The sequence below is a fragment of the Halobacteriovorax sp. XZX-3 genome (assembly GCF_043196495.1).
Lineage (GTDB): Bacteria > Bdellovibrionota > Bacteriovoracia > Bacteriovoracales > Bacteriovoracaceae > Halobacteriovorax_A.
Genome location: NZ_JBEBMO010000002.1, coordinates 942,666 through 963,105 on the forward strand (window position 1 = coordinate 942,666; position 20,440 = coordinate 963,105).

18 protein-coding genes are annotated in these 20,440 nt (G+C 35.7%); 10 read left to right on the forward strand and 8 right to left on the reverse strand.

All coding sequences use genetic code 11. The features are described 5' to 3' along the window. Positions 1-5: 5 nt before the first annotated feature. Entirely contained in the window at positions 6-1,574 is a 1,569-nt protein-coding gene (locus ABMA70_RS15120) for an AMP-binding protein (protein WP_392992391.1), read from the forward strand. A gap of 31 nt (positions 1,575-1,605) precedes the next feature. Here the strand turns inward: ABMA70_RS15120 and ABMA70_RS15125 are convergent, their stop codons facing one another. Together ABMA70_RS15125 and ABMA70_RS15130 are read right to left on the reverse strand one after the other, a co-directional pair. After that, on the reverse strand, positions 1,606-2,427 hold the full coding sequence (locus ABMA70_RS15125) for a phosphatase domain-containing protein (protein ID WP_103219146.1): 822 nt from the start codon (positions 2,425-2,427) through the stop codon (positions 1,606-1,608). Positions 2,428-2,485: 58 nt separating this feature from the next. After that, on the reverse strand, positions 2,486-2,971 hold the full coding sequence (locus tag ABMA70_RS15130; protein WP_392992389.1) for a hypothetical protein: 486 nt from the start codon (positions 2,969-2,971) through the stop codon (positions 2,486-2,488). 147 nt (positions 2,972-3,118) lie between these two features. Between ABMA70_RS15130 and ABMA70_RS15135 the strand changes: the two genes are divergently transcribed. The 4 genes from ABMA70_RS15135 to ABMA70_RS15150 all read left to right on the forward strand — a co-directional run bounded on the left by ABMA70_RS15135 (position 3,119) and on the right by ABMA70_RS15150 (position 7,994). After that, entirely contained in the window at positions 3,119-4,210 is a 1,092-nt protein-coding gene (locus ABMA70_RS15135; RefSeq protein WP_392992387.1) for a cysteine desulfurase family protein, read from the forward strand. 11 nt (positions 4,211-4,221) lie between these two features. Then, a complete protein-coding gene (gene thiI / locus ABMA70_RS15140) occupies positions 4,222-5,409 on the forward strand; it encodes a tRNA uracil 4-sulfurtransferase ThiI (protein ID WP_103219149.1) in 1,188 nt (395 codons plus the stop codon). A 125-nt stretch (positions 5,410-5,534) separates the two neighbouring features. Next, entirely contained in the window at positions 5,535-7,736 is a 2,202-nt protein-coding gene (locus tag ABMA70_RS15145; protein ID WP_103219150.1) for a carboxy terminal-processing peptidase, read from the forward strand. 12 nt (positions 7,737-7,748) lie between these two features. Continuing rightward, the gene (locus ABMA70_RS15150; RefSeq protein ID WP_103219151.1) at positions 7,749-7,994 is read left to right on the forward strand and encodes a hypothetical protein; all 246 of its coding nucleotides are present in this window, start codon (positions 7,749-7,751) and stop codon (positions 7,992-7,994) included. Between the two features lie 262 nt (positions 7,995-8,256). Here ABMA70_RS15150 and ABMA70_RS15155 read toward each other — a convergent pair whose 3' ends face one another. The 3 genes from ABMA70_RS15155 to ABMA70_RS15165 all read right to left on the reverse strand — a co-directional run bounded on the left by ABMA70_RS15155 (position 8,257) and on the right by ABMA70_RS15165 (position 12,062). Further along, on the reverse strand, positions 8,257-9,354 hold the full coding sequence (locus ABMA70_RS15155) for a type IV pilus twitching motility protein PilT (RefSeq protein WP_103219152.1): 1,098 nt from the start codon (positions 9,352-9,354) through the stop codon (positions 8,257-8,259). A 100-nt stretch (positions 9,355-9,454) separates the two neighbouring features. Further along, positions 9,455-11,098: a hypothetical protein gene (locus ABMA70_RS15160; RefSeq protein ID WP_392992384.1), complete on the reverse strand. Its 1,644-nt coding sequence runs from the start codon at positions 11,096-11,098 to the stop codon at positions 9,455-9,457. 22 nt (positions 11,099-11,120) lie between these two features. Then, a complete protein-coding gene (locus tag ABMA70_RS15165) occupies positions 11,121-12,062 on the reverse strand; it encodes a hypothetical protein (RefSeq protein ID WP_392992383.1) in 942 nt (313 codons plus the stop codon). 44 nt (positions 12,063-12,106) lie between these two features. Here ABMA70_RS15165 and ABMA70_RS15170 point away from each other — a divergent pair, with 44 nt between their 5' ends. The 3 genes from ABMA70_RS15170 (at position 12,107) to ABMA70_RS15180 (ending at position 15,838) form a co-directional block, all read left to right on the forward strand. Beyond that, positions 12,107-13,105 carry an enolase C-terminal domain-like protein gene (locus tag ABMA70_RS15170; RefSeq protein ID WP_103219155.1) on the forward strand — a complete coding sequence of 333 codons (999 nt, stop codon included), beginning with the start codon at positions 12,107-12,109 and terminating at the stop codon, positions 13,103-13,105. A 100-nt stretch (positions 13,106-13,205) separates the two neighbouring features. After that, a complete protein-coding gene (locus tag ABMA70_RS15175; RefSeq protein WP_103219156.1) occupies positions 13,206-14,675 on the forward strand; it encodes a LysM peptidoglycan-binding domain-containing protein in 1,470 nt (489 codons plus the stop codon). 32 nt (positions 14,676-14,707) lie between these two features. Then, the gene (locus ABMA70_RS15180; protein WP_392992380.1) at positions 14,708-15,838 is read left to right on the forward strand and encodes a glycosyltransferase family 4 protein; all 1,131 of its coding nucleotides are present in this window, start codon (positions 14,708-14,710) and stop codon (positions 15,836-15,838) included. On the opposite strand, the gene ABMA70_RS15185 is transcribed toward ABMA70_RS15180, so the two are convergent. Both ABMA70_RS15185 and ABMA70_RS15190 read right to left on the reverse strand, forming a co-directional pair. Next, positions 15,839-16,237 (reverse strand): biopolymer transporter ExbD, encoded by a 399-nt coding sequence (locus tag ABMA70_RS15185; RefSeq protein WP_103219158.1) that lies wholly within the window; start codon positions 16,235-16,237, stop codon positions 15,839-15,841. It abuts the gene before it with no gap. Then, complete coding sequence (locus ABMA70_RS15190; RefSeq protein ID WP_103219159.1) at positions 16,234-16,752, reverse strand: MotA/TolQ/ExbB proton channel family protein; 519 nt, start codon at positions 16,750-16,752, stop codon at positions 16,234-16,236. Before ABMA70_RS15190 ends, ABMA70_RS15185 begins: the two co-directional genes overlap by 4 nt. A 206-nt stretch (positions 16,753-16,958) precedes the next feature. Between ABMA70_RS15190 and ABMA70_RS15195 the strand changes: the two genes are divergently transcribed. Both ABMA70_RS15195 and ABMA70_RS15200 read left to right on the forward strand, forming a co-directional pair. Beyond that, the gene (locus ABMA70_RS15195) at positions 16,959-17,237 is read left to right on the forward strand and encodes an HPF/RaiA family ribosome-associated protein (RefSeq protein ID WP_103219160.1); all 279 of its coding nucleotides are present in this window, start codon (positions 16,959-16,961) and stop codon (positions 17,235-17,237) included. A gap of 171 nt (positions 17,238-17,408) precedes the next feature. Beyond that, the gene (locus ABMA70_RS15200; RefSeq protein WP_392992378.1) at positions 17,409-18,227 is read left to right on the forward strand and encodes a flagellin; all 819 of its coding nucleotides are present in this window, start codon (positions 17,409-17,411) and stop codon (positions 18,225-18,227) included. Here the strand turns inward: ABMA70_RS15200 and ABMA70_RS15205 are convergent. Continuing rightward, positions 18,224-20,404, reverse strand: a complete 2,181-nt coding sequence (locus ABMA70_RS15205; RefSeq protein ID WP_392992376.1) for a cytochrome c biogenesis protein CcdA — start codon at positions 20,402-20,404, stop codon at positions 18,224-18,226. The two genes, ABMA70_RS15200 and ABMA70_RS15205, sit on opposite strands and share 4 nt — an antisense overlap. Positions 20,405-20,440: the final 36 nt, after the last annotated feature.

Consider the following 20,440-nt stretch of genomic DNA (forward strand, 5'->3'; position numbering starts at 1 on the left):
ATCATATGAAAAAAATTGAAGATATAAGGCAAGAACTGGGTTACGAAGGTATACCGATAAATGGATGTCACTACCTGGATTCTCACTTTCGAAATAATTTAGAAAAGCGATGCTTGATCTATCAAAATAAAGATCAGAACTATGGCGAGTTTATGTCTCAGGTTGGGGCATGGATAAAGACATTATCTGATGCTGGAATAAAGAAAGGGGATCGAGTTATCGTACTCATTCCATTGCGACTGGAGCTTTATCAGATAATGGTGGCATTGTTCTATATGGGATCAGTTGTCGTCTCAATTGATTCTACTATGCCAAAGGATAAACTTAAGCAGGCCATTGAAGATGCAAATGCTCAAGGGATCATCTCAGTTAAAGAGCTTTTAAAATGGACGCCTTTAATTCCTGCTCTGTGGAAAATGAAGCGCTTTACGTTTGATCAAAATTGTCTTTTTACTAAAACTTTAACAAGTATTAGAGCGCAAGATAATCTTAATTTCTCGCAAACACCAATTGAGCAAGATGCTCAGACACTTATTTCTTTTACAACTGGCTCCACTGGAAGACCTAAGGCCGCAAATCGAAGTCTTGATATCTTTTTATCACAAAAGATTGTCTCAGAATATTTTTGGCTACATAAAGAAGATGAAGTTGATATGCCATTTTTCCCAACTCTTGTTCTACAAAACTTGGGCCTTGGAATCACCACAATTTTCCCAGATATCGACTATCGTAAATTAGCTGAGTTTGATGCATCAAGGGTTATTGCGCAAATGAACCAATATGGTGTCACACGATTTAGTGCTAATCCAATGATTATCAAAAGACTTGCTGATTACCTTGCATCAAATGATATCAAAATTCCATCGTTAAGAAGTATTATCATTGGTGGTGCTGAAATATCGACAAAGCATGCAAGTTTTGTGAAGGAACAATTCGATAGGGCCTGTTCGTTGGTTGAGATTCATATTATCTATGGCTCTACTGAAGTTGAGCCCATTAGTTTTGTTCCAATTGAAGAGTATATTTCAAATAAGAAAGTTGGACTTAAGTTGGGGCATATCATTGAAGTTTTAGATACTAAGATTGATAAGGTCGCTAATGGTTTTGATTTTCAGGAAGGAGTCGTTTGGGGAGAAATCTGTCTAAGTGGACCTCATGTTATTAAAGAGTATATTGATAATCATCCTGCCAATAAAACGACTAAGAGATGGGATGAACAGGGAAGACTTTGGCACCTCACTGGTGATGTCGGATATGTGAGTGGGGGACAGATTTATCTTCTTGGGCGGCTCAAAGATTGTTTAAAGGTTAATGGCAAGCTCGTTCCAACATTTCACTATGAGAATGAATTGGCCCGTATTGATGGTGTTCAAAGAGCAGCTCTCGTTCAAGTCAATGATACGATATTGTGTCTCGTTGAGGGTGAAGTTAAGATAAAAGAACATATTAGTGAAATCTTAAATGATTGGAATCTTGGTGAAGCGCTTGTTGAATTTGGCCGAGTTCCTGTTGATTCAAGGCATTTTTCTCGAGTTGACCGAAATGCCATAAGAGAAAGTATCCAGCACAAGTAGATTGTGCTGGATTGATATCTAAACTCTTATACTAGTTATCGTAATTTCGACAAAGAATTGAGATCTTCTTTGTCAGTTCTTTAGGTAGTGTTGAAAATAGGCTTGATCCGCTATTTACTTCGTGTCCATAACATCTTTGCCAGTGAGGAGTATAAAGTTGTCCTTTATCTCTTAAAAGGTACTCTTCCATATAATTTTGAAGATGCTTATCTAAGAGCTCTTTCGAATCAGATCTTTCTAAAACTTTTCTCTGATAAAGAGTATCTGCGATTTCAAATGGTGTAACAAAACTTGCTTGACCTTTGTATAGTTCATTTGATTCATCAAAGTTGTAGGCAGCACGTATAAAAGTATGAAACTTAATTCCTGGATAAGTCTGTTTGATACCATTATAGAAAGAGTTATCGTGTTCTCCGTTATCACCAACTAGGATAACTGTATCAGGTCTATTCTCAGCGATTAGCTCTTGAAGTCTTTGCGCTTTAAATACCTTGCTCGATACTTTAAAAGGTCTAATTTCCAAGCTTCCCTCTGGGAAGTTTCCGTTTTTAAGGAGTTCATTGTGCGACCATGCCATCACTTCCTCTGGCGCATTTGTTAGATAAAAAACATCTGCATCAAGGCGATTCTTTATGATGTGATAAAGGTCGGCCATGCCAAGGAAAATATTATTTGTGCGGTAGGCGTTTGAAACGGCATCGACTTTTGATCTGATATGGCCAACTTTAATTGTGTCGTCGATATCTGAAATTAGAATCGTCTTCCCACTATCTTTAGTAAAAGCTAGTGTTGCCGAAGCTAAGAGGTTTAACATTAATACTAGGATTACTGATTTCATCTTTCTTGTTTTCATGAAGAAATCATATTGAATGAATTCACTAATTTCACCATGTATCGCGTTAGTATGAACATTATACAGAGATTTCGTTAAAGTTTTCCATCCAAGTACTGAATTGTTGGCATTTTTGGACTTCTTTGGCCTTTAATAAGTAGAGATTCTTATGAGATCTGAATGTGAGAATACTACCATTCACTTTTAGCTCTTTTAGCTTTTCAATCTCTTTATAGTGCTCAATATTTCGATAATCACAAGTGCTGATTGTTTCGGCTTCAATTTTTTCTTTTTGAGTCACTTCTTCGTGTAGTTCATTTAAGAGATTTAATTGTTCTTGGGAGAGTTCGTGCTTAATCTGTGCTAATCTTTCTAGATAATCTTTTGATTCGTTAAGACTTCTGGCCGCAAGATGGCCCAGTCCTTTCTTTGAAAAGTTATTAAACTCTTCAATTTTCACTTGAGAGCGAAAGAGGTAGTCATTGGCCTTAGGTCCAACTGCATGAACCGTATTTGAAAGCCAGTAGACTCCGATTAATATAAAGATAAAGTATCTTAGTTTCATATGTATTTTATAGAGCAAGAAAAGTGCCAAGAAATAGGGCAGTTTTATACGAGCTTTCAGTAACTTGGAGTGTTTACTATATGGACAGTGTCTAAAAATATCGTTATTTAAGGTACTTACTGTTTAAAACATGGTATAAGGCAAATTATGTACTATTTTGATCACGCTGCCTCAACTAAGCTCTATCCTGAAGTTATTGAAGTTTTATCGCAAAGCTTCGAACTGGACTATCCAAATCCTGCTGCTAAGCATTTAGCAGGAAAGGAATGTGCTAAGAAAATTGAGGATGCTAGAAGTAATATCTTAAAACTTATTCAGGCCAAAAACTATGGCCTAATCTTCACTTCTTCTGCAACTGAAGCAAATAATCAGGTGATTCGCTCGATTGAGGAGGGGATTATTTTTTTAAGTGGAGATCATCCTTCTGTCACTAAAGTCATTGATAATGGACAAGGTTATAAAAGCATTGATGAAATTGTCGATGGCGTAACAAGTGAAACACAACTTGTATGTATCAGCCTTGTTAACTCACAATCTGGACAATACTTTGAAGTTGAAAAAATAGCGCAAGCTGTGAAGGCCAAGAATAGAAAGTGTCTCGTTCATGTGGATGCGACACAAGGCTTTGGTAAAGTTCCTTTCACACTCAAAGACTCTGAAATTGATTATGTCACTTTTGGTGCTCATAAAATGGGAGGTCCAAGAGGAATTGGCGGTCTTATTTTTAAAGAAAGTAAGGTTCAATTTCTTAAACGCTACCTAAGAGGTGGTGCACATGAAAAAGGCCTAAGAGCATCGACACCTCCTACTTCTCTTGTTGTAGCTCTTGAGAGAGCATGTGAATTGGCCTTTAAGGATTTAGAGAGTTCATTTGAAAAAGCAGAAGTTCTTAAAGAAGTAATTAAAAAAGGGCTAAGTGCTCTACATAAAAATATAAGTTATCCATTTGAGGATCGAAATACTTCACCATTTATTTTATGTGTTCTCTTTGAGGGAATTGCTAGTGATATCATCATGAGACACCTTGAAACCAAGGGAATCATGATCTCTTCATCTACAGCTTGTTCATCAAAGATTAAGGGATTAAACCCTCTCTTTGCAGGACTTGGGATTGAAGAGAAGTTTCATAAAAATATTCTTAGGATATCGATTGGTAAGTCAACAATACAAGAAGAGGTGGAAGGCCTTTTAAAAGGTTTTGGCGAAGTTATTGAAGAAATTGGTTTTTTAATTAAATAGGAATAATAAAGATGTATAAAAGTTTAATTTTAACAGTTGATGAATTATGGCTTAAGGGTAAGAACAGAAAGAGCTACTATAAGAAACTTCAGACAAATCTAAGTCGAATATTTAGTAAGTATCATCACACATCTTGGAAGCTAAAAAATAATCAACAGCGACTAGTGGCCGAAAGTGAAGAAGAGTTTAGTGAAGAGCTAATCCATAGATTAACTTCTGTTGCTGGCCTAAGCTCTGTTACTCCGATGCGAGCGTGTCCATTAGATCTTGATTATGTTTGTGATCTTGCCGTAAAAGAATTAAGTCAATTATCAAATATTAAGACTTTTAAAGTTCAAACAAAAAGAGCTCTTAAACAATTTCCAAAAAATAGTGATGAAATTAACCGCTATATTGCAACTGCAATCTTAAAAAATACGGAACTTAAAGTTGATGTAAAAAATCCTGATCTCATGGTTGATGTAAAAGTCATGAATGAAGAGATCTATCTATCTTGGGAAAAAATTCCATGTATTGGTGGTCTACCTGTTGGGACAAGCGGACATGCTATTACTCTTTTATCTGGTGGGATTGATTCACCTGTTGCTAGTTATTTAATGGCAAGAAGAGGCGTGAGACAATCTTTTGCTTTCTTTTATGCCTATCCATATGTTGGAGAGGAAGTAAAAGAGAAGATTTTAGAGCTTGGAAAAATTCTTTCTAAGTTTCAGGATAGCTTTAAATTATATGTTCTTCCTTATGGAGATATTCAAAACTATATTGCAAAAAATTGTAAGGAAGATTACAGAACATTATTTTTTAGAAAATATATGATGGATACTTCTGCGTATCTTGCAAGAAGAGCAAAGGCGAGTGCCCTAATTATGGGAGATGCCCTTTCACAAGTTTCAAGTCAGACTCTTCAGAATATGAGTGTACTTGATCGTTCTTGTCCGATGCTTGTGATGAGGCCACTTATTGGGATGAATAAGCTGGACATCATTACAGAGGCCAAAAAGATTGATACATTTGAAACATCTATTATTCCACATGATGACGCTTGTTCAATGTTTGCACCGAAACATCCAGTAATTAAGGCAGAAATAAAGTACTTTATGGAGTTTTGCGAAGAGCATGATTTATCAGAGTTAATTAAAGAATGCGTTAATAATGCTGAAGTATATCAGTATGATATTCAAGGTAACTTTGAAAAAAAATGAGCGGAATGAGATTTTATTGTGCATTGCAAGTAATTTCTTCCTGAATAATTAATCTTTGATTAATACTGAAGAGGCTTTAAAATATAATTTAGGAACTACCTAATATTATTAGAATTGGAGCTTCAATGCACAAGAAATTTCGAAAGTCGTTGGGACTATTTTTAGGTCTCATTCTTTTATCAACGCCATTTGTTTTAAGAGCGGAAAATGGTTTATTTAGTATTAATAAAGATCAAGTTTTAGGGAACTTATTAATCGATGTTCTCGAAAAACTTCATTATAAAAAATTAAAAGTTAATGATGATCTTTCTAAAAATGCTTTCAAAGAATTTGTTCAAAAAGTCGATTACTCAAAGCAATTTCTATATGATTCGGATGTTAAAGAACTTAAGAAGTATGAGTCTTTAATGGATGATGAGATGAGATCAGGAAACTACAAGCTTGTTCTTGATGCCATGAAAATTAAAAAGCAAAGAATTGAAGAAGCAGATGCTTTAAGAAAGAAAATGTTTAAAGGTAAGTTTAACTTTCATGGAAATGAAGTTGTTGAGCTAGACCCCGAAAAGAGACATTTTGCAAAAGATAAGAGTGAGTTTGAAAAGAACTGGCGCCTTACTTACAAGCAATCAGTAATGGCCCGTTATATCTCGATTAAAGAAGACCAAGAAGACCTCAAGAATCCTAAGAAGAATGCTAAAAAGACTGCTAAGAATAAAAAGAATGGAAAGAAGAAGCTTGAGTCTGAAAAAATTCTAACTGAAAAAGAAATCGTAGCTAAGGCCCACGAAGCTATCGACAAGAAATATCGCCTTTATTTCGAAAGACTTTTAAAAGACACAAGAGATGACTATATGGAGCTTTTCTATAACTCTGTTGGTGCTGTATTTGATCCGCACACAGCGTACCTTGCTCCAAAGAGAAAAGAAGATTTTGATATCGATATGTCAGGGCAACTTGAAGGTATCGGTGCTGTCTTATCTGAAGATGAAGGTTATATCAAAGTTGTTGAAATCGTTCCAGGTGGAGCTGCATGGAGACAAAAGGAACTTGAAGTTGATGATTTAATTCTTGCTGTAAGTGAAGGTGACTCAGAGAAGGAGCCGGTTGATCTTGTTGGGATGAGAGTTGATGATGCCGTTAGATACATTCGTGGTAAGAAAGGAACAGTTGTTAAGCTTCATGTTAAGAAGGCCGATGGCTCACGTAAGTCAATTGGTATCACAAGAGATGTTGTTAAGATGGGGGCCTCTTTTGCTAAGTCTTCAGTTCTTGAACTTAAAGGTGTGAAAGGTAAGTTTGGATATATTAATGTTCCGAAATTCTACCGTGAATTTAATGGAACAATTAATTGTACTGATGATGTAAGAGCTGAACTAAAAAGATTAAAGAAACAAAAAGTTAATGGTGTCATCCTTGACCTTAGAAATAACGGTGGTGGGGCCCTGACTGATGCACAACTTATGTCAGGTCTATTTATTAAGGAAGGGCCAATTGTTCAAACTAGAAACTATATGAATCAAGTTGAAACTCTTGCAGATGAAGATCCAAGTATTGAATATGGTGGCCCACTAATTGTTATGGTTAACCGTTATTCAGCTTCTGCATCAGAGATTCTAGCGGCAGCAATGCAAGACTATAAGAGAGCTGTAATTGTTGGTGGTGCAGTTACTCACGGTAAAGGGACTGTTCAGGTTGTCTATAGCCTTGATCAAGGTCTAAATAAAATGATTGGTGAAGAGTTTGGAGCATTAAAACTTACGATCCAAAAATTCTACAGAATAAATGGAGTATCAACACAGTATAAAGGTGTAACACCTGATATTGTAATTCCAGATCCAATGTCATATGCTGAAAACCGTGAAAAGGATTTAACTTACTCACTTAAGTGGGATGAAATTAAGCCAAAGAAATATCAGAAGTGGGCAGGTATGTCTTATGATATGAAAAAGCTTATTAGTGAATCTCAAAAACGTGTTCAAAAAGATGAGCGCATGCAAAAGATTGAAGAGAGCGTTGCTTACCTTAAGAAGAGACGTAAAGAGACTGAGCTTAAGCTTAATATTGACTCTTGGATGAAAGAAGAAGAGGCAAATAAGAAGAAGCTAGAAAGTCTAAAACTAGATCTAGAAAATAAAGATTTAGTTGTTACTCACTTCGAAGAATCACTAAAGTCACATGAGACTGTAAAAGAAGGTGATGAAAAGCAGTGGAAAGAAGACTTTAAACAACGTAAGGAAGAATGGGTATCATCTCTACGTAAGGATGCAGGGCTTGAGGAAGCAATCTATATTATGCGTGATATGATTGCTCAAGAAGCAAAGAAATAATAAGGATAAGAAATGGATTTTAATAAATTAATTGATAATTCAGATATTGATCATGTGATGGCAGTTCTTGAGGAAATGGATGATGAGCAATTATCAGTTGAGCTACTTAGAAAATTTAATGATAGCACTAAGGCCTTAGGAGAGTTGTTAATGAATCACGATCCTAGTTTAGATCATGCACATTGGAAGACTCAATGTGATGATGCAAAAAAGCTGGTTGATAAAGTCGTAAAAGAGATTCTTTCACATCAAAAATAATTTTTTAAGGTAAAAAAGAGTAAAAGTTTTAGATTTTTTTTATATTTAAAATTAACAAAGGCCAAGTCATAAGTACTTGGCCTTTTACTTTTTATTTGCTGAAATTTCTTCCTCTTAATAAAAAGGGAAAAATGGCGAATAATAAATACCATGTAAGTCTTTTCTTACTATCCTCACATCAAGTTAGTCTAATTCGCGTTAGACGGATTGGCCCTGGCCCCCACCAGGGCCTTTTCTATTCTTGAGGTAGCGTTCTAGATTACTACTTTGTCAGCATCAGTTTTCTCATGAAGTCACTTGCGCTTCGCACTTCCTTAGCAGCATCTTCCTCACTAATATAATTACCTTCAAGAAGATTAAGGATTGCCTGATCAAAACTCTGGCAAGGGATGTCTGCTGAATTTGTTCCACCATTTTCAATAATTGGAATGATGCGATCAAGAGGCTCATCTCCACGAATACATTCTTTAACACCTGGGCCAGTGACCATAATTTCTTGGGCAACTCGTACACCATTAGCAGATTTTTTTGAACGTATCATTCGTTGTGAGATTGTGGCATAAAGGGAGTCGGCCAAACGTTTTCGTGCATCGGCCTGTTCTTCACCTGGAAACATTGAAATGATTCGACTAATTGTCGATATCGCATCTGTCGTATGAATCGTTGCTAGTACCAAATGACCAGTTTCAGATGCCTTTAGAGCAATTTCAATTGATTTTTGATCTCTAAGCTCTCCAAGTAAGATAATATCTGGGTCCTGTCTTAGAGCATATTTTAGAGCATCTTCAAAATTATCGGTATCCACTCCAATTTCTCTTTGGGTGACGCGCGATTTTTTTTGTTCATGGATATATTCAATTGGATCTTCGATTGTAATAATATGTTTTGCACGACGCTCATTAATATAGTTGATCATACTTGCAAGAGTCGTCGACTTACCAGAGCCTGTCGCTCCTGTAACAAGAATTAGTCCACGTTTAGCTCGGATAATTTGTTTTAGTGAATCACTTAAGCCTAAGGCCTTATAGCTTGGAATTTCTTTTTTAATGACACGAAAAACAAGGCCATTCTTATTGTTGAATTTAAAGTAATTAAATCTTAGACGACACTTATCTTCAAAGTCAAAAGAGCCATCGAGATCCTTGATTGCCTCGAGCTCTTGCTGTTCCTTATCTCCAACGAGTAGGCGAAGGATATCGTAGATGCTTTCTTGGGTTAGTAATTTGTTTGATTTAACGGCGACCATGTCACCACTTATTCTAAAGCAAGGGGTTTCGTCTGCCCTTATATGTATGTCACTCGCATTGTTGTCAATAGCGACATTGATTAGTGACTTGAAATGAGAGTACTCAAATGTCATTAACTACGTCCTTCATCGTATAGCTTCTATAAATCATAGATAGATAGAGACTTGTCGGAAGACCGCGCAAAAAAGTTTAGTATTATGTAATATTAATATCTTACTTCGCGTATTTCTTTCGCATTTCCCATAGAAGATTACTAATATAAGGCCTTCTCGACTCCTTAGTTGTAAGCATTAGAAGCTTTGTGATCTTAAGGTTCTTTGGGTCTGAGTAGAGTAGAATCAGCATCTCTCGAATGAAATTTGTCGAAAGGGTAATGTAATTATCTGTTCCAACCCCAAGCTTAACGCCTTTCTTTTCCCACCATGAAAATGGATGGTCTTTAAAGTCTGGGAAAACTCCTGTGAGCTTAAGGTTTGATGATGGAAGCGCAACAAGTGAAACACTCTTTTGAATAATACGGTTTAGAATATCGTGTTGATAGTGTTCAACTTCACGTGCATTATGAAATTTAGTCTTTAATAGTAAAGTCACTTCATCTGCTTCAAGTGGCTCACCTTTAAAGAGTTTCTTTTTTACTCCAATAGAATAAGATTCCCACTCCATCTCTTCGAGCTCATGTCCTTCTGTTGATTTCTTATCAATCGGTTGATGTTTTGCATTTGCTTCAACTATTCTTTGAAAGAGACGGTGGTAGTAATAGTTAGGATTAATTCCAAGGCTTAGCCCATGTTCAAGTGTATCAATATGCCAAATATTCATAGCATTATCGACAGATTGAATTCCTTTTTTTAAAGTCAACCAAGTCTCTCCATGGTGAGAGCGAATCTTTAATCCACGGTACTGAAGCTTACGTAGTCCACTTTTAAGCTCTTTAAAGTGCGCCTTACGATAAAGGGCCTTCTCATCTCCAACTGTGTCAACTTCTACTAGGTTCTCTTTTAAGTACGGATACTTTTCCAAGATATCTAGTAGGGCATCCACTTGATGCTCAAAGTGTTCTTTCTTAGTCTCAAAGTTAATGTCATCAAAGAAGTTCAATTCTTTTCTAAAAGACGGAGATAGAATAAATTTGAAACTTGGTACTTCTTTTTGAAATTTCTTGAAACCTTCATAAAGTCCTAGAACAACATCTTCTTCAGTAACTTCTCCGATACCAGGGATTTGTTCTGCATCCATATTTGAAGCACGAGATAATGTAAACTTTAGACGAATACTTCCGACGTTATAATTTTCGTACAATTCTTTTGCCATATGATAGGCAGCATCTTGATGGGCCTTTTTAGATGTAAGGATAAGCTTTGCTAAAAAGAGTATTCGAAGGTAAGTTGCAAATTGTTCGCCTTCTTTAAGTCGAATAAGGTTATCGACATCTTCTATACTATTAATTGGGAGAGCATCATCTCCATAAACTTCTGCAATTCTCTTTTCGTAAACTTTTTTATTCTTACCACTTAGAAGTTTCTTTAAACGTGGATAGATAAATTCTGCATTTAAAGATCCTGTTAGGTGGATATGTTCTTCGTAGTATGGAATTGGAAATTTTTGAAAAAAGTTAAAAACTGCATCTGATACAGGGTGATTGAGAAGAGTTTCAATATCAACTTCATCAATTTGAAAAGATGAGAGTAGCTTCATAAATTCAAGAACTGGCTTCTCTAATAATTGATTGTCGCGAATACTAGGTGAGTGCACAAGTAGCTCTAGGGTATCATTTAAAGAGATACCATTTGTTTCGCTTACAATCTTAATTAGCTCACATTCAATATTATTGATAATTTGTTCTTTTCTCTTTTGCATCTTTTACTTCTCTCTATATCAATTACTTATTTTTATTATAAATATTTTGAATCTTATTAAAGTTTTCATTTAAACGATCATCAATGATCTTTGATTTTAATTCTGCCTGCCACTTATCTGGATGATAGGTTTGCACTAATTTCTTATATTTCTTTTTTCGGTCACTTTCTTCTTTTAGTGAACTAAATTCATCACTTAATTTATTTTCATCAATTGGAAAAAGTGCAAAAATCTCATCATATGAAGAGTTCATCTTCTTTGTCAGCGAAGTAAATAAAGAGTCTTTCTTAATTGGTAAGGATATTTCTTCGCTTCTTATAAAGCCTTCAAGAATTGCTACTCTATCACTTTTTATTGTGGATAAAGCTATAAGTAGCTTAAGTGTTAGTTTATTAAAGCGCTTGTGTTCAATTCTTTCTATGTTTTGAAAGAAAAATGCCGTTGTTGCAGCTGACAGAAAGGATTCTTTTGAAAGACTTGATTTGTTTAGCTTTGCTACTTTCAATAGCTCTTCCTTACAAAAGAAACTTTTTATAAAAGAATTTATTAGAGGAGATAGCTCTTCTTTATCAAATTTAAAATCTTTGCGTAATAGATTTAATATCTCTTCACCTTCTTTAAAATCTCCCCACTGAAGAGACGACTGAAGGCCTATAAAGAAATTTAAATCTTCATCACTTGCAAACATTTTCTTTTCTTCAAAATAAGAGAGAAAGGTTCTTTGAGATCCTTTCGTTGTTTTGGTCCCCGTTGCTTGAGTTGAGTTTGAATTACCTGTAGCAGACATTCTTTCAATCTTTCTTCGAACCATCTCATCAAACTCTTCTTTTGAATGAGACTTGTTTGATTTCTTATGAGGATTAAAGATTCCATCAAAGAACTCTTTAAACAGAGGCGCAAGCATGTAGGCCAAAACGATGGCAATAAATGCTAGTGTGATATTTGAAATTATTTTTGGTAACATATTTTAGTCTTTTTAATAATTATTTTAACGCTTTAAGGCATAATATGGAATGGGCAATAGATACACGACTAGTTAACTTAAATAAACCATGGAAGATTTCAGGGGCCGAGGTTTTGGCCAAAGAGATTATCTACGTGACTCTTAAAAATGGTGAATACAAGGGAGTTGGGGAAATTAGCTATGGTTCAAAAGAGAATATCTGCGTCGAAGATTTAAAACAAGAACTTGAGCGTTTTGCATCAGATTATGAAAATGCAGGTATTGTTCAATATAATGAGTTAACACAATATCTAGACCAATATGATTTTTATATTCCTCGTCTAAGACTAGGGGTGGAAACAGCTTTCTTAGATTATCTTGTGAAGGCCACAGAACTTAGTCCATGGAAAATTTTAGGTACTAATACAGTTAAAAGCGTAGACTCATTAGACTCATTTCCAGTTTTTGAAACAATAGATGAAGGAAGAAAGCTGCTTGATGATGCCGATACTAATGGGGTTATCAAATTAAAGATTACACATGAAACATTTCCTGTTCAGGTACAACTTATAAATGAATCAAAGCGTGTATTCGTTTTAGATGCTAACGAGTCATATGGGAGTAATCTCGAATTATTACTTGAGCATTTAGCTATGATAGAAGATGAGAATGTACTTTTTATCGAACAACCGCTTTATCGAAATGAGTTCGACCTTTATAAAGAATTAAAAGAAAAGTCACCAATCGATGTTTTTCTTGATGAAGGCATTGAAGATCATCGATTTCTTGATCCTTTTAAAGACCTTTGTCATGGCGTTGTTCTTAAAACTTCAAAGGCAAATGGCCTGATGAAGACTTTCTCACAACTTCAACAAGCAAAGAAGCTAGGACTTAAGACAATGCTTGGCTGCATGGTTGAATCAACAGTGGGAATTGCGTCACTTTTCAATATTGCTTATGGTTTTGATTATTTTGATTTTGATGGTTTTACAAAATTGAAAGACGATTCAGGGCCTCATGTTATTTGGGAAAAAGGAAAAGTGATTTTGTCTAATATGAATTAAATTCCCCCCCTCGAAAAATTGTGGTGTTCATTTAAAATAGTAAGATATGTAAATTGGTAAAATTACAGAAAAACCTGTATTGAAGCTTTTTGGGAGCCCAATGAAAAAAATCAATATCTTATTACCTTTATTTATTCTTGTATCATGTGCAAACGTTCAGCCAACATATGTTAGTGAAACACCGGCACAAAATCCAAAAGTAATTGTAAAGGAAGTCGTAAAGTATAAATCTAAAGATGTAGGTAGTGTAAAGGCTTACACCATCAACAATATGGATAAACTTGAACTTCACTATCACCAGAAACATTTCGATTTTTGGGTTAAGTATTTTACAGAAAAAGAAAGAGATTTATTTCTTAGATATGTTAATAATGGTGCACGCTATCGTAATGTAATCGAAAAGATTATGCGCTCACACGGTATACCGGAAGATTTATTTTTTGTAGGCTTAATCGAGTCTGGTTACAATACTTTTATCAAATCAAAGGCCGCTGCAGTAGGTCCTTGGCAGTTCATTAAGGCAACAGGTATTAGATATAAGTTAAGAGTTGATAGCTACGTTGATGAGAGAACTCATATCATTAAATCAACTGAAGCAGCTGCTCAGTATTTTAAAGATCTTTATAATATCTTTGGTTCATGGGAGCTTGCTCTTGTTGCCTATAATAAAGGTGAGTACGGTATCATTAGAGCGATTAGAAAAGGTAAGACACGTGATTATATGAAACTTGTTTCACGTAAGTTAATTCCTACAGAAACAATCTATTACGTGCCAAAGGTCGCTGCGGTACGTGAGATCTATAATAATCCAGGTAAATACGGAATGAAGATTACAGAATCAAAAGATAGTCCTTTTGAGAAAGTAAAACAACTCAACGTAAAAGGTTCGTTTGATCTGTACAAATTAGCACGCGCTCAGGGTGTTGATTTAAAAACACTTAAAGTTTTAAATCCAGATTTAAAAAGAAAGTGGGTAAAGGTACAAAGAAGACATACTCAAAGCATCTTCCTACCTTCAAGTGAGTTTACTGATTATGATTCATTAGCAGAGTATGAAACACGTAAGTATATCAATATTGCTTCCAACTCTTCTGATAAAAAATCTTCTGGATTTTATAAAGTAAGACGTGGAGATAACCTTTCAATTATTGCAAATCGTCTAGGTGTTAGAGTAACTGATCTAAAGCGAATTAATGGAATTAGAGGTTCTAAGATTCTTGTTGGACAAAGACTTAAGTATCAGACTAAAGGCGATATCGTTACTCATAAAGTTGCTAGAGGTGATAACTTAATTGATATTGCACGTAAGTACGGTGTAACAGTTTCAAATATTAAGACATTGAATAATCTTAAAGGAAACAGAATCTTCATTGGACAGAGACTAAAGGTTTCTACAACAAGAGTTCCATCAAGTGTTGCATATAAGAAATACCGCGTACGTCGTGGTGATAACTTAACTGCCATTGCACGTAAGTTTAATACATCGATTGGAACAATCAAGAAAGTAAATGATATTTCAGGTTCTGCTTTATATGCAGGACAAGTGATAAAAGTTCCAAGTGAGGGATAGGCAAATAGTGGCCTTTCCCTTATACTAATCAAATGAAAATTGGATTTGATGCAAAGAGAGCATTTCATAACTTCAGAGGTCTAGGGAATTACTCTAGAGACCTCATTGCAAGTTTAAGTCGCTATCACTCACAGAACTCATATTATCTTTTTACACCAGAATTTGATGACCCAAGGGCCATTCACTGGCTAGATCAATATGATAATTTGAATGTAGTTAAACCTTCTGACTTTTGGTCTAAAAAATTTCCAGCAGCATGGCGTTCTTTTAAAGTTGCAGATGAAGCAAAGAGGCTAGAGATTGATATTTTTCATGGTTTATCTCATGAACTACCTCACGGTATTGAGAAGACGGGAATCAAGTCAGTTGTAACAATTCACGATCTCTTATTCTTACGTTTTCCTGAAAACTTCAAATGGATCGATCGACAAGTCTATCTTAGAAAAATAAAGTACGCGACAGAAGTTGCAGATGTTGTTTTAGCAATATGTGAGCAAACGAAGAGTGATTTAATTCATTATCTTGGCTGTGAACCAAATAAGATCAAGGTTGTATATCAAACTTGTAATCCTCGTTTCTATTCTCCAATTCCTATTGAGAAACAGGTTTCTACAGTTGAACGCTATGGTGTGAACGAGAAGTTTATTCTTTATGTTGGTGCAATTGAGCCTAATAAGAACGTTCTAACTCTTGTTAAGGCCTATGCAGATATTAAGAAGTCGATTAATCATAAGCTTGTTATTATCGGAAATGGTGGAAGTTTCAAGAAAGAGGTTGAAAGTTATATTCACTCTAAAGGACTTGAAGATCGTATCATGATTCTTTCAAATGTGACTAATGATGACCTTCCAGCTTTTTACCAACGAAGTGATTTATTTGTTTTTCCATCATTCTTTGAAGGATTTGGTATTCCAATTATTGAGGCGTTATTTTCGAAGACACCTGTGATTACTTCTAAGGGATCCGTATTTCCTGAAGCGGGTGGCCCTAATACGATTTATATTGATCCAAGTAATAAACACGAAATGAGTGAGCAAATTGTCAACGTACTTACGAATCCTGATCTTGCCTTTGAGATGGTAGAAGCGGGCCGTAACTTCGTTGAAAAATTTCATCGTCGTAAGACGGCCCAGAATTTAATTGATTTGTATTCGAGTATGTAATTACTTTTCAGTGATTAGTGAGAGGTTAGTTAGGCTGTATTTCTTTAACACATCTAAAATACGCACTAGCCTCGAGTACTGAACTTCTTGATCAACTCTTAGATCAATTGGTTTATTCTTATCTTGAATAGATGCTAACTCAGTATCTAATTCATCAATAGTGTATTTCTTACCAGCAATTGCAACTTCTTCTTTTGATAATTCAATTGTTAAAACTTTAGAATCTGCAGAAGCCTTTTCACCAGACTCTGTCTTTGGAAGATTTAAAAGTAGCGCAAGCTCAGACTTCTTAAATACAGTTGAAGTCATGAAGAAGATCAAAAGTAAAAAGACAACATCAATCAATGGAGTGATGTCAGCATTTGCTTCTTGTCTTGTTCTTTTTGTGCGTGAACTCATAGAACTTTTTCCATGATTTCTTTTTCTAGTTTTGTCTCTAGTTTATCAACTGAACCAAGTAGGTAGTTGTGACCAACAAAGTGTGGAATCGCTACGATCATTCCACCAACTGTCGTGATCAGTGCCATTGAAATCCCTTGTGCAAATGAAGCCGGATTTGAAAGACCTGTTTCTGACATTACGTGGAAGGCCGTAAGAACACCAACTACTGTACCAAGAAGACCTAGAAGAGGTGAGATCGTTGCAATAATTTTTACAGTGTTTAGACCCTTTTCAACATTCATGATGTGGCCAGCAAGGTACTGCTTTGCAATTTCAATAGTTGATGAGGTGTCCATGTGCTCACCATTATCTTTTATCCTCTTTTGAATATCGCTTGAAGTTTGAGAAGTCATTTTCATTTCAACTGAAAGAAAATAAGCTTTTGATAACATGATTGCCCATCCTACTACATTGATAAATAGTAGAATATACATAATTAAGCCACCCTGTTGGATGTATTCATATAAGCGCATTGCGTCTCCTTTATTATAAAACATTTTAATTTTATTATAAAAATGGGGCCATGAGAACACTAAAATATTTTGATCAGATATGCTCAAATCAAACAATTTATTACTTTTAGAGAAATTTACAAAAATCTAACATAGCTCAGATAATTAATTGTGCTGGCCTGATATTATATATTCATAGAGGAACACAGGAAAAAATTGGAGGTCCTATGAACTATGAATTAAGCTTTCACAACGTTGATCACTCACCAGCTTTTGAGGATTACGTAGCTAAAAAGTTGAAAGGAATTTCAAACGACTTTAGAAATGTGGGTCATATTCAGTTCGTGGCCGATAAGAAAGGTCCAGAATATGTATTCTCGGCCAATGTGAACGGTCACAAACATCAGTTCCACAAAAAAGCCAAAGGAGATAATGTTTATCAAGCAGCTGCTGGTGTCTTAGTTGCTTTTAAAAGCTGGTATCGCGATCAGAAGATTGCTAGCTAATTAAAATAAGATACCAAAACAGTCGGCTTACGGCTCTCAATTCTAACTAGACAAGTGCCCAAAGTTTTTTACTTACACGTATAAACTTTGGGCATTTTTTTCCGATAAATTTTAAGTAGTAGACCCTTTCATGGTGGAAAGGGCCGAAAATTTAAAGGGTAGTCTTCAGGGATGAGAGTAGGGACTAATGTCACATCACAGCTGGCGCAAAGAATGCTAGGTGAAGTGAACGATCACCAGACGAGTGAGGTTCGCAAACTAGCAGGTGCAAAGCGCATATATCAGGCCGCAATTGATCCGGCCGGCGCAGCTATATCCCTAAAGATGTCAGCACAGAATCGCTCTAATCTTCAGGCCCAACGAAACTCAAACGATAGTTTTTCAATGCTCGAGGTTGCTGATGCAACAATGGGGAGTATGCAAGATATTGCAATTCGCTTAAAAGAGCTCTCTATCCAAATGGCAACTGATACTTATAACGATAGTGATCGCGCCAATACAAACCGTGAATTCAAGCAGCTTGCACGTGAAATAATACGTATTCAAGAAAATGCTGAATATAATGGCACAAAACTTTTAAATGGTGGCCGTGATCTTGAAATGCAAATTGGTATTCGTAACTCAGAGAAGAATGATCGTATCAAGTACAATATCAGTGATGTAATGACTTCAAATCGTAAGCTTCTTAATCAAAACGTTCTGACAAAAGAAGGGGCGAGGTCTGCAATGGGAGCTGCAGATGCTTTAATTGATAAGATCTCACATTCTAGGGCCAAGGTTGGTTCAACGATGAAAAGAGTAGAAAGTACTAGTGCTAATCTTCAGCATAATTATGAAAACTCTGAAGCGGCTAGATCAAAAATAGAAGATACAGATATTGCAAAAGCGACGGCAGCAAAGGCCCTCGATTCGATTAAGATGGAGTCTGCAACAGCATTCCTAGCGCAAGCTAATACTGCGCCAGGAGCAATTGCAAAGCTTCTTGGTTAGTTTACTCCAAGAGCTTTTTTAACTTTTCCAAGAGTGATTGTTTCACCTAGCTTAATTAACTCACCATTCTCATTGATCACAAAGTAAGCAGGAACACCAACCATTCCCTGAGACTCTAGCCATTTTCCGATGGCCTCATCTTTACGAGTCCAGTCTCCAAGAAGTAGATCGATCTTATTTTCAGCAACCATATCTTTGAATGAGTCAGTATTGATAACAAGCTTTTCATTTACCTTACAAGTGATACACCAGCGAGCAGTGAAATCAATAAATGTAAGCTTCTTCTCATCAATGCGCTTATTCATTTCTTCTTGTGTCCATTTAGTCCAGTTAAGGCCTTCTCTTTTTTTGTCTTCGATAAGAGAGTTACCGTTACCACCAGTATTAAGTGGAGTTGTTATTGCAGAATAGCCTAAGTAGAAGACTGGAAGAACAATGATTAAGGTTGCTAGAGCTTTCTTTGTCATATTCTTTCTCATATAGAAAAGGAAGAATGTGAAGACAAGGGCCGAATTGATATACATCATCGCAACAGGTGAACCCACGAGTGCTGAGTAGACATCAAGTAACCAGACAACTGTTAGAATTAAAGTTAATCCTAAAAGTTTCTTCACGTGATCCATCCACATACCTGGCTTAGGAAGGAAGCGAATTAGTGCAGGGAAAATTCCTGTTAGAATAAAAGGTGCACTTAAACCAAGTCCAATTGCTAGAAAGATCATGACAATATTTGTACTTGATTCTGAAAATGCAAAAGTAAGAGCTGTTCCAAGAAATGGAGCCGAGCATGGAGTTGAAAGTACTGTCGCTAAAACACCACTAATAAAGTCACCGTAGAAGGTATTTCTAACTTCAACATTTCCAAGTTTTGTTCCACCAGGAGTTTTAAATTCAAAGAGACCAAAGAGGTTTAGCGCCATCGTGAAGATGACAAAGACCATGATCGCTACAAACATTGGTGATTGAAGCTGAAAACCCCAACCAATTTGTTCACCAGATGCTTTAAGGCCAACAATAGTAAAGGCAAGTGCCGCAAATGTAGCAAGGACACCTAGTGAGTAGAACATATTATGTTTTAATACTTTTGAACGACTCTCATTCGAATGCTTAATTAGCCCAAATAGCTTAAGAGAGATAACAGGTAGAACACATGGCATGATATTTAGAATTAATCCACCAATAAAGGCCATAAAAAGAAAGTAAGGTAGGGAAGAAGAGCCTTCCTCATTGCTTACAATATTCTTATCTTGAACAAGCCTATTATTATCAACTTTTGTTAGTCTCGCGTAGAATGTTTTAAATGACTCTTCATTTGTTCCAAATGAATTAATGTCAAAATCAACTCGATATGTTTCACCGATAACTGGGTCATTAAAAACAAACTTAAATGCAAGTGGTTCAACAAAACGCCCATCTGTCGGAAGAGGGTATTCTGGCTCTAAGTATTCTCCATCCCAATCTAGCTGGTAGAGTCCGTAGTGATTTCCTTTTGTGTCTTTATAGAGTGCTTCTCTTTTAAAACTGATTGGACTCGTTGTATAAGGTGTCAGGACATTTTGTCCCGCCGTAAGCTTTTGGTTTTCACCAGTAATATTATAGACAAGAGCAAGTCCGCCTTCATACTTTGTTAATTGAAGATTTAGGTATGTTGGAGTTTCTCTAAGAGTAGGAAGGTTATTAAATCTTTTTTCAATTTCAGAATTTGCTACTTGGATTTGATTATCTTTAGATTTGAAAACACCACCATCAAAGTCACCCTTAATTATCTTTTCCTGTGGAATACAAATGTCATGACAAATTAAGTATTTTAAATGAACTTCAAAATTCTTCGCATTATCAAATGAATTTCCTAGGTAGTAGAAATACGAGTAATCATCTTTGTGACCGAATGTCTGAATATCACCCTTCTCAATAAACTTATGTGGTATTGGCCATTCCACTAGATCCAGTACAATTTTATCGCCATCTTGTTTAAACTCAACTTCTGTCGCTAAACCTGAATCCCCTGGGTTTTGCCAGTACGTATGCCAACCATCTTTATTTCTCAAGTTAATGGCCAAGTACTTATTGTTGTTCTTAGCAAACGTTGTTACCTGGGCCTTCACTAGGTCTGAGTAATCTTTTTTATCGGCGTAGGCAAAGAGGGTGATGGCCAGGGCCAGTAGGATTTTGTACATTATTTTTTCCTTAAAATATCTTAATTAATTTCATAC